This window comes from Psychrobacter sp. JCM 18902 (assembly GCF_904846615.1).
Taxonomy (GTDB): domain Bacteria; phylum Pseudomonadota; class Gammaproteobacteria; order Pseudomonadales; family Moraxellaceae; genus Psychrobacter.
The window spans coordinates 2,350,019-2,364,844 of sequence record NZ_CAJHBK010000001.1 but is presented as its reverse complement, the minus strand read 5'-3'; the positions used below and the strand labels follow the sequence as shown (position 1 = coordinate 2,364,844).

The following is a 14,826-nucleotide window of genomic DNA, read 5'->3' as shown; positions in this document are numbered from 1 at the left end:
AAGAATATGGTTAATGAAAGTATCATTATTGAAAGTATGATCGGTTTTTAAATTATAGCGGTATCTTAATGCCAATTTCATCAGTTTATCAGTCAGCTAAGTGCCTAGCACGATTGTCATGGCAAGGCATTCTGCGCTTAGTCTATAGACAACCAAAGGCTATACTAACAGTGTTATCCATAACATTTGGTAACTGATATTTGTCGCCACTGTTGCTATAATAGCCGCCAAGCTACCGTGAATGATATCTTATGGCTTGTGAATATTAAGTTAATAAATGCTTATGAAGTCAAGCACTTGGCTTTTGAGCAAACAGTAACAAAAGTAAGTTAATTTTGGATTCATAATAATACGTGATACTGTGTTAAACAATAAACGGTATTAAGCAATAACATTCATTTCAAACAATAAACTCAGCCAATTTAGTCCGTTATTTTATCGTGTTTTTTATGATGTAAAAATAGCGTAAAATTCAGTTTCCATAATGAGTTTTTATCAAATGACGGCTAAAAACAGCAAGGATAAAATAACTATGTCAAACATTACTTTACCAGAGCTACCATACGCAAAAGACGCACTAGAGCCACATATCAGTGCCGAGACGCTAGAGTATCATCACGACAAGCATCACAATGCCTACGTGACTAAGCTCAACGAATTGCTACCAGGTTCTGGTCTAGAAGACAAAACATTGCCAGAAATCATCGTGGCAACCGCTAAAGATGACAGCAAGCAAGGTATGTTTAACCAAGCAGCCCAAGTATGGAACCACACGTTCTACTGGAACTGCATGACGCCAACCAATGGCGGCGGCGAACCTACTGGCGATCTAAAAGCTAAAATCGAAGAAGACTTCGGTAGCTATGACAAATTCCGTGAAGAGTTCAAAAACGCAGCATTGACTCAGTTCGGTTCAGGTTGGGCATGGCTAGTCGCTGATAAAGTCGGTGGCAAATTGTCTATCGCCAAAACTGCTAACGCTGACACGCCACTTGCACATGACCAAATCGCGGTATTGACTTGTGATGTATGGGAACATGCGTACTACATCGATTATCGTAACCGTCGTCCTGATTATGTTGACACGTTCCTAGACAAGCTAGTGAACTGGGACTACGCAAATGCTAAATATAAAGGTCAAGATGCTGGTGTTGAAGAGTAATCTTTAACACTTAAGGTTTTGATTTGAAAAAAGGACGCTGAGAGGCGTCCTTTTTTTTGTATTTTCTAAAGATATAACTGTTTATTCAGAGTTAAGAGTCTGTATAGACGTAGTCAATGTTTTAACGTTTTTTGGTCTAGTCAATTCCAAAACCAAACCCAGTCAAATGAAACCCAATACAGTACTACAGCTAAAGTGCCTATAACCAATATGTAAGAGAAGAAATCTAAGAATAGAGTCCAATATATATGAAGTTTAGAGTACCACCATTCCATACCTTTAATAGTATAGTTTTCGGGCATTACAAGCCGTGCTCTAATGTGGTCACTACTAGAATAGTTATTCGAATGAGTCTCAAATAGTTTTAATATGTTGTAGTATGAATCTCTAAAACCATCATAAGATACTTGACTATATGGTTGATTTAGAAATGGATGTATCTTTTGTTTAAGTTCACCAAGCTGTGTTGCGCATGAATACATTTTTTCAGATAAATTTGAGTAATCATTTTTATCAATTAAAAGTGAGTAAACTAATACTGCGATGGTCGAAAAAATCTGAATCAATGTTACTAAGTCATTGTTTATATTTTTTCCAAGGCTATAAGCTTGCATCAATGATATAAGAATTAATCCTAAAGAAATTACCACAACTGTATAAGTTGAATATTTGCTATGAAGTCTCAGACGGTCAGATGCATTGAATCTTGTTTTTGAAGTTGCATCTATTTTCTTATATAGATTATTAAAACTTTCCTCTTTCTTTAATGTTTTTTCCGTACTCAAGCTTGATTCCTCGCTAAAAAATATGAGATTTCCGTAATATACTTACTAATTTGTTAGCTATTGTAGGGTGTGGTTTTAATTAGCCGTTGAATGGTGAGTTGCACTTCGCAAACTATACTCTACAGCACCTCAAATCCAAACTTACCCAACGCTTCCCTCAACATCGCAATATTATAATACGCATGCGCGTTGACGGTATTTTGAAAGAAGATATAGAGCGTATCAAAATGCTGACGCTGATTATCAATCGCTTGCGCCCAATCCTGCATTTCCGCCTCGCTGTAGCGATAATCATGGCGGTCGGCAGCGCTCATCGCATCCCACCAGTTTAGATTATTACCATGCATACGCAGGTAACCAGTTCGCTCGGTAAATATCAATCGTGATGGCGGCAGTCCGCTGACTTTGGGGTAATCGACACTACACCAAATGAGACCTTGCTCGCTAAAGCTATCGACCACTTGCGGGGTATGCCAGCCATTATGACGAAACTCAACGGCTAATGGATAATCCTTAAACCAACTGACCAGATTTGCGAGATACAGCCGATGCTCGCGGGTACGATCAAAGCCATGTGGAAATTGTAATAATAATGGCGCTAGAGCATCTGCTTCGATAAGAGGGGATAAGGCATTTAAAAACGCTTGCGCATGTTCAGCAGTGCCCTTACGCGCATGAGTGAAGTCCTGATGCAGCTTGACGGCGAACTTCAATTCACTATCTGCTTCGGCATAGGCCTTATTGACCATACCGGCAAAGGCTTTTTGTCCGATAGGCGCGTAGAAGGTGCTATTAATCTCGACCGCGCCGTATTGTTTGGCGTACTCGCGTAAGAAGTCCGTTTTCTTTGCGCCCGTTGGATACAGCGTACCGAGTAGATCGGTATCGCTATAGCCACCAGTGCCAAGATAAATACGCGGGGTAGGGTTACTGTCCATGTTGACCACTCCTTACCGTTCTTTGATAATTAAATTTGTGACTATTTTTTACGTGCCCATAGCCATTCTATTAATGCCAGTAAAGCATCGTTGTTTGCGTCACTGCCAAGCTCGCTACTGCTTGATTCATGACGACTCATTTCACGAATGATGGCTGTGCGTCCGTCATTAAATAGCGATTGCGCATAGCTGGTCGCGTCTTCGACACCCATCAATTTCACATAGGTGGATTTGTCTAATTTTTCATCGCTGCCAGCAGGTTTGCCAAGCGTATCGGTGCTAGTCGTCACATCTAAGATATCGTCTTGTACTTGAAAGGCGAGACCAATATGCTGGGCGCACTCTTGTAATGCCATACGCTGTGGAGCGGTCGCACCAGCACAGATGCCGCCCATAAGCATAGCGGCTTCAATCAATGCGCCGGTTTTATCACGGTGAATAGCTTCTAGATCGCCTTGTGAAATATTAGTACTAGCCTCAGCATTCAGGTCAAGCATTTGACCAGAAACCATACGCCGTGCACGTGGTGCAAATATTGCGATAAGCTGGCTTGAGATGGCTGAATCAAAGGGTGCAAAAGTGGGCAGCTCTGCGGTCAATACTTCAAAGGCTAATGTTTGCAATACGTCGCCAGCGAGTAGGGCGGTTGATTCTTCAAAGACGATATGCGCCGTTGGCTGACCACGGCGCAAGTCATCATCGTCCATACAGGGCAAGTCATCATGTACCAACGAATAAGTATGCAGCAGCTCCACCGCCAATGCCGCACGGCGCGCCATATCATAATCGGAGTCGTTTTCTAATAGCGACGCCAAATCATTATTTTGCTGAATTTGCTTAGCTTCTTTATCAGGGTTTTTATCGGCATCGTTTGCATTATCATTAATATTGGTGTGATTAACACTATCAAAGGCACTGGCAACCAATAGTGGACGTACCAATTTACCTTGACCGGTCATCACATAACGACAGGCATCAATCAGTGGGCTTGGCAGCTCAGCGTAAGAAAACAGCACGTCGATATCTTGTGCAAGTTGCGCGCGAACGGCACTGTGAAATTGCTCGGTGTTGTTATTAAAGCTAGTAAAAGATACAAGTCTTGAAGGCATAAGGCTTTCAGGTATAAAGCTTGGCGTAGAAGAAACAGTCATAACCCAACCATTTATCAGGTGAATAATAAAAATATCGCTAGTGTAGCATGATAGATTATATAGCTTATGGGCTGAGCATCATCAATGCCATATTTTTGGCAGCTTGCTGTTAAAAATTCGATTAAGTACACCGAAATAATGCAACAAGCCCTCGTTACGTATTGGTGATTTAACTTAGTCAGTGGATATGTTTTGATAAAGAATCACGTTAAGCGTGTGACGGCGTGTGACCATAAGCATCTGTCATTATAATCTTTAAAAGACGAATTTTTAGTATACAATTTCAGTATACAAACCGTCACTTAAAGCACATTACTAGTCAGGTAAAGGGCTGCTGCTGATTTAAGAGTGACTTGCGAGTATGGTATTAGCTTGTGACAGTTAGGGGCATAATCCCCTACACTAATTGGCGTAAAAATGATCTGATGATTTAGGGCTAGAGGTTTGCGTGCTTATTTCAGCGAAAAATTTGCTCAACTCTCAGTCCATATTTTTAATGTCAGTATGTTCAATATCAGTACTGGTCACAATATATATAAATGAAGCGCCGTATTCACTTGTGCTAACGCAGTAATATTAAGCATAAAAAATGAATATATAACCATGAGCGCTGGATAATAAAGACATCTTCACTGCTTACTCTATACTGACTTTATAACACAGTATATTGGCAGTGTTATTACTCGTTTTACTAACAATAACTGGCTATGACCTTTAATTTTAAAACTTTTAATTTTAAAACGTAGTTTTCGTTATATAGCAAGGAGTTCCAAATGGTATACCAAGGAAATCGCATCACGGTGACAATGCTAGAGGATGGCATCGCCAACATGCAGTACAACGCCGAAAATGAGAGCGTGAACAAGTTTGATGCTGAAACCAATAAGCAATTTGGTGAAGCGGTTACTGCTTTAGAAAAAGCCGACGACGTCAAAGGTTTAATCGTGACCTCAGGTAAAGGCGTCTTTATCGCTGGTGCTGATATCACAGAATTCGTTGGCTCTTTTAAAAAGCCAGAAAGCGAGATTAAAGATTGGGTCGTAGGTATCAATGATGCCTTTAACCGCTTTGAAGACCTGCCTTTCCCGAAAGTAGCCGCCATCAATGGCGCGGCGCTTGGCGGTGGTTGTGAGATGACCTTGGTTTGTGAATATCGCGTCATGAGCGACAAAGCCATCATCGGTCTACCAGAAACGCAATTGGGTATCTTCCCAGGTTTTGGTGGTACGGTTCGTAGTACGCGTGTCATCGGTATCGATAATGCGCTTGAGCTGATTGCGACTGGTACACCAAAAAAACCACTTGATGCGCTAAAACTAGGCTTGGTTGATGCCACTGTTGCTGCTGATGACTTGCAAGATGCTGCCATTGATTTGGTCAAAAAATGTATCTCAGGTGAGCTTGATTGGAAAGCGAAGCGTGAAGAGAAGCTGGTTCCAGTTAAATTAAATCAGCTTGAGCAAGCGATGGCATTTAACAGCGCAAAAGGTATGATCTTTGCCAAAGCCAATCCTAAACAATATCCTGCGCCAGCACTGGCTATCGCTGCGATGGAAAAACACGTTAACTTACCACGTGATAAAGCAATCGAAGTAGAAGCGGCTGGTTTTGCAAAAGCGGCGAAAACCCCACAAGCAGAAAGCTTGGTCGGTTTATTCTTAAGCGATCAGTTGGTTAAAAAATTAGCCAAACAGCACAGCAAAAAAGCACATGAAATCAATGAAGCGGCCGTACTAGGCGCAGGCATCATGGGCGGCGGTATCGCTTATCAAGCAGCCAGCAAAGGCTTGCCAATCATCATGAAAGACATCAAGTCTGAGCAATTAGACCTTGGTATGGGCGAAGCCAGCAAATTACTGGGTAAAATGGTCGATCGCGGCAAAATGACCCCAGCAAAAATGGGCGAAACGTTAAGCCGTATCCGTCCTACTTTGAATTATGGCGATTTTGCTGAGACTGATATCGTTATCGAAGCAGTGGTAGAAAATCCAAACGTGAAGCGTGCGGTACTAAAAGAAGTAGAAGGTCTAGTAAAAGACGACTGTATCCTAGCGTCAAACACCTCGACCATCTCTATTACTTATCTGGCTGAAGCACTTGAGCGTCCAGAAAACTTCGTCGGTATGCATTTCTTTAACCCAGTACATCGTATGCCATTGGTTGAAGTTATCCGTGGTGAGAAATCCTCTGAAGAAGCGATTGCGACGACTGTTGCGCTAGCGTCTAAAATGGGCAAAGTGCCAGTTGTGGTTAATGACTGCCCAGGTTTCTTAGTGAACCGTGTATTGTTTCCATACTTTGGTGCGTTTGATTTGCTCCTCAAGCAAGGTGCAGATTTTGCTCATGTCGATAAAGTCATGGAAAAATTCGGCTGGCCAATGGGTCCTGCTTATCTAATCGACGTTGTTGGTTTAGATACTGGTGTTCATGGCGCAGAAGTCATGGCAGAAGGTTTCCCTGACCGCATGAAGCCTGATTATAAAGGCGCGATTGAGCTTTTATATGAAAACAAACGCCTAGGTCAGAAAAACGGCGTTGGTTTCTATAAGTATGAAATGGACAAACGCGGCAAGCCAAAGAAAGTTGCTGACGAAGCCACTTACGAGCTGCTAAAAACTACCACAGATAGCGACAAGCAGACCTTTGATGATCAAGCGATTATCGACCGCACCATGCTTGCTTTCTGTAATGAAACTGTCCGTTGCCTAGAAGACAATATCGTCAGCACGCCGTCAGAAGCTGATATGGCGATGATTATGGGCGTTGGTTTCCCGCCATTCCGCGGTGGTCCTTGTCGTTATATCGACCAAATGGGTCTAGATAACTACTTGGCACTGTGTGAAAAATACGCCCATCTTGGGAAAGCTTATGAAGCACCGCAAAAGATTCGCGATATGGCAGCAGCAGGCGAGACTTTTTACGCCACGGCGTAATAGACAGTCATTACTAGGATAAAGTGCCGTACGTTTGCTATTTAGGCTGAGAAAAATTAATTTATCACTACTCTTTAGTAGCAAGATTCTTTAATGGCAAGCGTACGATTATAGTTAGGGCGTGTCCTCAATTCAATCGATTATTATCTAAATGGACTAAAAATGGCTAAATTTTGCCAAACATCGTCAACTAGCTTATTAATATCTCGATATTATTTGCGCTACTTTCCTTGTTTGACGGCAATTTATCTCATTTTTACCCCCATTTTTAAAATGAGGACACGCCCTAGTTTCAGTTAGGGTTAGTACAAGGAAATCGAGCACAGAGGTACGTATTGTACGTTAAGCGAGATTGACGAATTAATAGCACTAAAGTGGACTGACTATACTGACAATAAAAATTGAAAAGGAAGATAGTATGACAATTTTAAGTCCAAAAGACGTGGTCATCGTAGATGGCGTACGCTCAGCGATGGGTAAAACCAAAAACGGTATGTTCCGCCATGTCCGCGCTGATAGCATGTCTGCCGAATTGGTACGTGCATTGGTTGAGCGTAACGACTTTGACACACGTGACGTCGAAGACATTATCTGGGGTTGTGTCAATCAGACACTAGAGCAAGGCTTAAACATCGGTCGTAACATCGGCTTGCTTGCTGGTATTCCAAAGACTGCTGGCGGTCAAACCGTTAACCGTCTGTGCGGTTCATCTATGCAGGCGCTACATACTGCTGCGGCTCAGATCATGACCGGTCAAGGTGATGTATTCATCATCGGTGGTGTTGAGCATATGGGTCACGTCGGCATGATGCATGGCGTTGATCTGAACCCTGAAGCGTCAAAGCACTATGCAAAAGCCTCAAACATGATGGGCTTAACTGCTGAAATGCTAGGTCGTATGAATAATATCACTCGTGAAGAGCAAGATGCCTTTGGTCTTGAGTCGCATCGCCGTGCATGGGCTGCGACCACCGAAGGTCGTTTTGACAATGAAATAATCGGTATCGAAGGTCATGACGAAGAGGGTCGCTTGCAACTATGTACTGTTGATGAAGTGATTCGTCCTGATGCGACAATGGAGCAAATGCAAAAGCTACGTCCAGCCTTTGATCCAGTAGGCGGTACAGTAACTGCTGCGACCTCATCTGCATTATCTGATGGTGCCTCAGCAATGCTGATCATGAGCGCGCAAAAAGCCAAAGAGCTAGGTCTTAAACCTCGTGCTCGTATCCGTAGCATGGCTATTGCTGGTTGTGACGCCGCTATCATGGGTTATGGTCCTGTACCTGCGACTCAAAAAGCCCTTAAGCGTGCTGGCATGAGCATCGATGATATGCAAACCATCGAGCTAAACGAAGCCTTTGCAGCGCAAGGTTTGTCAGTACTAAAAGCATTGAATTTGACGGATAAGCAAGACATCGTCAACATCAATGGTGGCGCGATTGCACTAGGTCATCCACTAGGGTGTTCAGGCGCTCGTATCACAGTGACATTGCTAAACGCCATGGAGCAATCAGATACCGAAATCGGTCTAGCGACCATGTGTATCGGTCTTGGTCAAGGTATCGCGACGATTATTGAGCGTGTTTAATTTTTATCTAATCTCCAAATAGCAGTAAATATTAATAAAGCTGATATTTGTCGATTAAATTTGTACTAATGTCTTGTAAAATGAGCGTCTCTCACTTAATGTTGGAGGCGCTTTTTTTTGTTTAAATCATAGTAATGAAAGGTAGAGTATAAATGTCACATCAGAAATCATTAGATAAGAGGAGCTTAGATTTAGAGGCGTTTAAGTTAAAAATGCGTTATATCTTTCTTCCTTTTTTAGGTTTTAGTATTGGCGCCATTTTATTCTACAACATCATAAGATGGATATTGGACATCTGTCTAGGGATATGACCTCTAAAAGATACGGTCTGGAATTTAATTCTTCCAATAATTATCAGTGTTATTTTAGTGCTTGTCATAATGCGAACAAGGATTCGACTGCTAAGATTTGAATTATTTGACGATAATAGCGCTAATGTATTTTACTTGGTGATGATACTTGCTTTATTTCCGCCTATATCAATCAGTCAAGCTTACTTATATGAAGCAGCATATGACATTATTGATATAAGTAATATAAGTGACATTAAATTATATCCAAAACAAAAATATTTCCAAGTTGATAATAAAAGTGTGGAGAAACAAGGGATTGTTTCTTACTTCAATACTAGGGAGATGGGGAAATCTAGACAAGAGTTAAAAATATACTTATATTTTGCCACCCCTTTTTATGGAGATAAAGATATCTGGTGGGTACATGTTTTTACTAAGGTTATTGATAATAACCTCAACGAAAAAGAGAAAATCCAACAGATAGTAAGTTTTACAAAGGCTTCTAGACAACAATATGCAAATGAAGAGATATCTGCTGCTGATTATTTTGAAAAATTGCAAAACTCAGATACTAAGCATGGTTATTTAGAAGCGATTAGATTGTCAGGTCAGCAACATATTAATGACCCAATAATACTTGTATCTCAGTTGGGCACACTTAACGAAAAAGCAGATAAAGAGTTAGCAAAATTCTTTAGGTTTTTTATCATTGGAATGTTTATTTGCTTACTATTAGTCTTAAAAGCAACGATTGATAAAAAAGCATTTCAACAGTTTAAGGTACGCTAGATTAGTGGTGATAGTGCATGGATGATAATAACAAGCGAAGCCAGTATAGGTATAAGAATAAAAATAGAAGCAGAAACAAAAAAAGAGTAAGTAAAAGGGATAAACAGAAGCGAATACAAAGCCTAAGCGCTAAAGAATCGATCAAACTAAAACTAAAGCAAGTATTCTTGCCATATTTAGGTCTTAGTATCCTGACCATTCTACTTTTCGGTGCTTTACGTTGGTTGCTAGATATTTATCTAGATATTCTACCTTTAAAGGAAGGCTATTGGGATTTTGGTATTCCTTTTCTCTTATCTGTTTTAGTCGTTAGTATTTGGATGTGGCCGAGGTACGAGCTTTTGACCTTAAGGTGGGTTAAGCGTAGTAGTTCAGGCTACTTTTTTATAACGATGGTTTTAGCATTAGTGATACCGCTCGTTCTCAGCCAAAACTATTTGTCCAAAGCGGCTTACGAGGTCATTGAAGTAGATAGCTTGAATGATATTCGTCATTATCCAAAGCAAAAGTATTTCAGAGTAAATGATTTTGAGCCACTCAAATTAGAGAGCGTTTCTTTTATAGAAACACAAGTAATCAGTGGACGAAATTTTGACTCAACATTGCATATTGATTATTACATTGCGACGCCATTTATAGCCGCGGAGAATATTTGGCTAGGTGCTAGCTACCACACGAAATACGATAATCGCGCAGACCAAAGTATTAAAGACAGTCAATATTCAGCGTTTATTAACGACTCGCGCCATAAGTACGCAGCCAAAGACTTCTCTAATATCAGCTACTTTAAGAAACTTAAATCATCAAATAGCAGAAATGCTTACTTACACACGATTTCTACGGCTAATAGGCAATCTAATTTGCCACACTTGGTATTATTACCTGAAACAGGATTACTTACTGATAGCTTAGATCGTGATTTTGTTTGGGGATTTGGTTCGTTTTTTATTGGTATGGTGCTGTGCTTGTTGCTCGTTCTCGCAGCAGAGTTTGATAGTCAAGAAAAGAAAGGTACGCAAAAACATATACAAAAGCGAAAACATATACAAAAACAAAAGCCTGTAAAAAAACGAGCACCAGTAAGTGATGTATCAAAAAGCCTAGTAGTTTGGTTTAGAAGTAATAAAGAGCGACCTGCGACGTTGGTGTTAATACTGACCTGTATAGGTACATTTATACTGACCGTATTCATGGGTATGGATATCATTGACCCTTTATCTAGACAGGTAAATAGTGTAGGTGGGTTGACGATGGACGCGCTGCAAGCTGGTAAGTATTGGCGGGTAGTGACATCGCTTTTTGTACATGCAGGAATTATGCATTTAGTAATGAGTTTGGGGATGCTGTTTGCGACAGGTTATATTTTGGAAAAAGTATTGGGTCCTATACGTTTTGCGATGGCCTTTTTTATATGTGGTATTTTTGCTAATGTTTTAGGGGTGCTATATTTTGATATGGACATGGCAGGTGTTTGGGGTGCTACATTTGGCTTGTTTGGTATCGCGATACCGTTGGTGGCCTTTAAGATTTTTAATAAAAAATATCGAGAGCTATTCGGTGGTACTATCGCTGCGATATTAATCATTACTTTAACCAGCATGTTCTTTGCATTTATAAACACGCTCATTTATATGGTGTATTATCTTTTAACCTTGTGTTTTGGTATTGTTTTCGGTGTGGTCATAGTCATGACTCAAAAACAGTCTTTATTACGTAATGCTAGGCGTCATAATATATAGTTATTGGCTATTCATAATCAAAAACCTACGCTAAGCAGTATGAATCAAACGTGATGAATTGTTATTAATCATTATTAGAGACTATCTCCATTGACGCCCTCAGCAAACTATGACTAAATAAGAGTAAGGCTAATAAAGACAATATCAATGATAAAATTAACATAGCCTTTAACAATAAAGTCAGCCGTACAAGGAGTGTGCCATGTCTACTATGATTACCGATCGTACCTATCGAATCGCTCGCGAAAATACCCAAGCGATGATAATCGATGTTCAAGAACGCTTAACACCGCATATTTATGACCATGAAAATATCGTCAAAAAAACAGTGACGCTTATTAAAGGTCTACAAGCACTGAATATTCCTATCATGCTCAATGAACAGTATAAAAAAGGGCTCGGCGATACGCTACCTGAAATACGCGAGGTGTTAGAAGGCGATAACGCCAAAAGCTTTGAAAAGGTCACTTTTAGCGCTTGTGATAATGATGATTCGTGGCATTATTTAGCGCAGCAAAATCGAAGTATTGTTTTGCTATTTGGCGTAGAGACACATGTCTGTGTACTACAAACAGCGCTTGATTTGCTAGATAATGGTATGCAGCCGGTTATTATTGGTGATGCGGTCGGCTCACGCTTCCCATATGATAAAAAGCAAGCGATTCGCCGTATTCGCCGTGCTGGTGGCGTGATTACCACGGTTGAAACCATTCTGTTTGAGCTTTGCCGTAGTAGTCAAGACCCTGCTTTTAAAACCATTAGTAACTTGATTAAATAGCTCTTTTATTCAAAATAGAACCGATAGCGCTTACTCACATAAGCGCTATTTTTTATAGTGGTGCTAATTAGCTATAGGTTGACATGCTCTTTTATAGCGCTCATAAAATGTATAATACTTGCTTATGCGTAAAGGTAAAATGAAGCGCTATATATTCGTAGAAAAATTAAGAGAAAATTTATGCCATCAACCAAACCCCTTTTATTAACCAACCCAACGCTTGCCTCAAACATTGATATAGATCATGTTACTCATTTCTTATTAGAGCTTGATGCGCTTAAACGTATCAATCGTCGTAGCTATGTGACGCATACCACACGCAAAGAAAACTCTGCCGAACATTCATGGCATTTAGCCATGGCGTGCTGGTCTATCGCTGAACAGTTTGAGCTAGATGTCAATCATGAAAAACTACTCAAGATGGCATTGGTACATGACTTGGGTGAGATTGACGCTGGCGATACGTTTTTATTCGCAAACAGTCGTAGCGAGGCGCACATTGAAGAACGCGCTGGTATTGCTCGATTGCAAGCTGAGCGTGGCAATGGCATCATGGATTTAAATGAGATTTGGGAAGAGCAGGAGACGGGTAGTAGTAAAGAAACCCAGCTGATCAGAGTGGTTGATCGCTTATTGCCTTTTTTATTGAATTTAAATACCAATGGAAAAACGTGGATTGATGCTAACATCACGCGTTCGCAAGTGACTGCGGCACTTGCTTTTATCAAAGACAGCTTTCCTTCCATTCATGATTGGCTATCAAAAAATATCGACTATGCGACCCAGCAAGGATGGTTGGTTGATGCTTAAGTAAAGCCATCATTTTGCCGTTTACATGTTTGCAAATATTTGTATTTTTTAAATATTAAAGTATTTAGAATTAGCTAAATGAGCGATTAAGTACATTATATAGAGAGATTATTAAATGAGAGTCACTGGCACTTATAAGGTTTTTGCTAAATCGCTCGTCTTTGTTAGCCTATTAACTTTGGCGCAACTAACTCAGGCTGCCGCACCTATTAGTAATGGTGATAAACTGGCGCACGATGCCAAAAAACAGATCGGCATTACCACTAGCTATGATCCTGCTTACCGCAAGTTGGATTTTCCGCGTGGCGATGTGCCGATAGAAACTGGCGTCTGTACCGATGTTATCGTCCGTGCTTATCGCTTGCAAAATATAGATCTACAGCAATTAGTCAACCATGATATGAAGTCAAATTGGTCGGCTTATCCAAAGACTTGGGGGCTCAAATCAACCGACAAGAATATCGATCATCGCCGAGTGCCCAATCTTGAAGTGTTTTTTGCGCGTCACGCAAAGACATTATCGACGACTGATAAAGCCAGTTTTCAAGCAGGGGATGTGGTGACGTGGCGGCTACCGAATGGTAATTTGCCGCATACAGGTATCGTCTCCGATAAAGTCGCTGCGGATGGTACACCGCTGATTATTCACAATATCGGACGCGGCACGCAAGAAGAAAATATCTTATTTGCTTATCCTATTCTCAAACACTTTCGTTATTAACTACTTTCATTATTAACTAGGGTGTGTCATCAATTAGATTGTGAGGCTTAAAATGAGAAAAATTGTAGATAAACAAGGAAGAAATTGTCGTTAATATGAACATATTGACAAAATTTCTGACGATGTTTAGCAAAATTTAGCCATTTTAAGACCACTAAATGTATTCATGTGCTAATTGATGACACGCCCTAATATGTTGCGATAAGATAATTACCCACAATAAAAAGCTCAGTTCAACATAGATTAGGATGCTGATCTGAGCTTTTTTGAGTCGTTAAATCGCTTGCCTATAGGGTGTTAGCGACACCCAATAGCTGTCCCATTTTTACCACACTATCGGCTTTCATACTGTCTTGCCAATCCGCTTTTGCGCCTTTTGGTAGAATGACAATTGCGGTTGAGCCTAAATAAAAACGACCCAGCTCGTCGCCTTTCTTAAAGCTCATATTGTGCTCAGCTTCTTGAATATCATCAGTGCGGGCAATTTTACCAGTCGCCACTGTTTCGATACCAGCGACAATCATCGCCCCAACCATCACCACCGCTGCTTTGCCATATTCTGTATCAAACAGACAAACCAAGCGTTCATTACGCGCAAATAAGTCCGGCACGTTCGCCGCCGTAGTATTGTTGACCGAAAACAGCGTGCCCGGTACATAACGGGTTTTGGTTAGAGTACCGGCGAAGGGCATATGTACACGGTGATAGTTACTGGGCGCAAGATAAACCGTCGCAAAACTGCCATCCGCAAAATAGCGGCCATCTTCACTGTCAGCAAGCAGTTGACCAACGTCATAATAGCGACCTTTTGCTTGGAGCAATTTATGGTCGTCAATTTGACCCAACTGCGAGATAATACCATCGGCAGGACTGACGATACCATGAGGCGTCATGTCGATAGGGCGCGCGTCTTCTTTTAGCTCACGAGTAAAAAAATCGTTAAAGCTCTCATAGGCGTTGAGACTTTGGCGCTCATACTCGTCCAAGCTGACGTTATAGGCTTTAGCAAAGCTACGGATAAACGTGCGTTTAACATAAGGATGGCGGCTAGCGGCTAGACGCCCAGCAACTTTACTCAGTTGCTGCTGCGGGACAAGCTGTTGTAAAGTAGTGAATACATTCATAATGAGGCTACC

The 14,826-nt window shown here is 40.9% G+C and carries 12 protein-coding genes; 8 read left to right on the top strand and 4 right to left on the bottom strand.

The window, feature by feature from the left end; genetic code table 11:
- The first annotated feature begins 532 nt into the window (after window positions 1-532).
- Window positions 533-1,162, top strand: a complete 630-nt coding sequence (locus tag JMY05_RS09730) for a superoxide dismutase (RefSeq protein WP_045448006.1) — start codon at window positions 533-535, stop codon at window positions 1,160-1,162.
- A 140-nt stretch (window positions 1,163-1,302) separates the two neighbouring features.
- Here JMY05_RS09730 and JMY05_RS09725 read toward each other — a convergent pair whose 3' ends face one another.
- The 3 genes from JMY05_RS09725 to JMY05_RS09715 all read right to left on the bottom strand — a co-directional run bounded on the left by JMY05_RS09725 (window position 1,303) and on the right by JMY05_RS09715 (window position 4,036).
- Window positions 1,303-1,947, bottom strand: coding sequence for an SLATT domain-containing protein (locus JMY05_RS09725; RefSeq protein ID WP_045448003.1), 645 nt, complete (start codon window positions 1,945-1,947; stop codon window positions 1,303-1,305).
- Window positions 1,948-2,066: 119 nt separating this feature from the next.
- Window positions 2,067-2,885 carry a DUF72 domain-containing protein gene (locus JMY05_RS09720; protein ID WP_201614942.1) on the bottom strand — a complete coding sequence of 273 codons (819 nt, stop codon included), beginning with the start codon at window positions 2,883-2,885 and terminating at the stop codon, window positions 2,067-2,069.
- Between the two features lie 41 nt (window positions 2,886-2,926).
- Entirely contained in the window at window positions 2,927-4,036 is a 1,110-nt protein-coding gene (locus JMY05_RS09715; protein ID WP_201614940.1) for a polyprenyl synthetase family protein, read from the bottom strand.
- Window positions 4,037-4,809: 773 nt separating this feature from the next.
- On the opposite strand from JMY05_RS09715, the gene fadB reads away from it, so the two are divergent.
- From fadB to JMY05_RS09680, 7 genes are all read left to right on the top strand, one after another.
- Entirely contained in the window at window positions 4,810-6,969 is a 2,160-nt protein-coding gene (gene fadB / locus JMY05_RS09710; protein ID WP_201614938.1) for a fatty acid oxidation complex subunit alpha FadB, read from the top strand.
- Window positions 6,970-7,387: 418 nt separating this feature from the next.
- Window positions 7,388-8,560 carry an acetyl-CoA C-acyltransferase FadA gene (fadA, locus tag JMY05_RS09705; RefSeq protein WP_045447924.1) on the top strand — a complete coding sequence of 391 codons (1,173 nt, stop codon included), beginning with the start codon at window positions 7,388-7,390 and terminating at the stop codon, window positions 8,558-8,560.
- 380 nt (window positions 8,561-8,940) lie between these two features.
- On the top strand, window positions 8,941-9,642 hold the full coding sequence (locus tag JMY05_RS09700; RefSeq protein ID WP_045447927.1) for a hypothetical protein: 702 nt from the start codon (window positions 8,941-8,943) through the stop codon (window positions 9,640-9,642).
- Window positions 9,643-9,659: 17 nt separating this feature from the next.
- Entirely contained in the window at window positions 9,660-11,381 is a 1,722-nt protein-coding gene (locus JMY05_RS09695) for a rhomboid family intramembrane serine protease (RefSeq protein WP_201614936.1), read from the top strand.
- Between the two features lie 202 nt (window positions 11,382-11,583).
- Entirely contained in the window at window positions 11,584-12,159 is a 576-nt protein-coding gene (locus JMY05_RS09690; protein WP_045447933.1) for an isochorismatase family protein, read from the top strand.
- 180 nt (window positions 12,160-12,339) lie between these two features.
- Window positions 12,340-12,969, top strand: coding sequence for an HD domain-containing protein (locus JMY05_RS09685; RefSeq protein ID WP_045447936.1), 630 nt, complete (start codon window positions 12,340-12,342; stop codon window positions 12,967-12,969).
- Between the two features lie 115 nt (window positions 12,970-13,084).
- A complete protein-coding gene (locus JMY05_RS09680; RefSeq protein WP_045447939.1) occupies window positions 13,085-13,690 on the top strand; it encodes a DUF1287 domain-containing protein in 606 nt (201 codons plus the stop codon).
- A 287-nt stretch (window positions 13,691-13,977) separates the two neighbouring features.
- Here JMY05_RS09680 and asd read toward each other — a convergent pair whose 3' ends face one another.
- Entirely contained in the window at window positions 13,978-14,814 is an 837-nt protein-coding gene (gene asd, locus JMY05_RS09675; protein ID WP_045447942.1) for an archaetidylserine decarboxylase, read from the bottom strand.
- Window positions 14,815-14,826 lie beyond the last annotated feature (12 nt).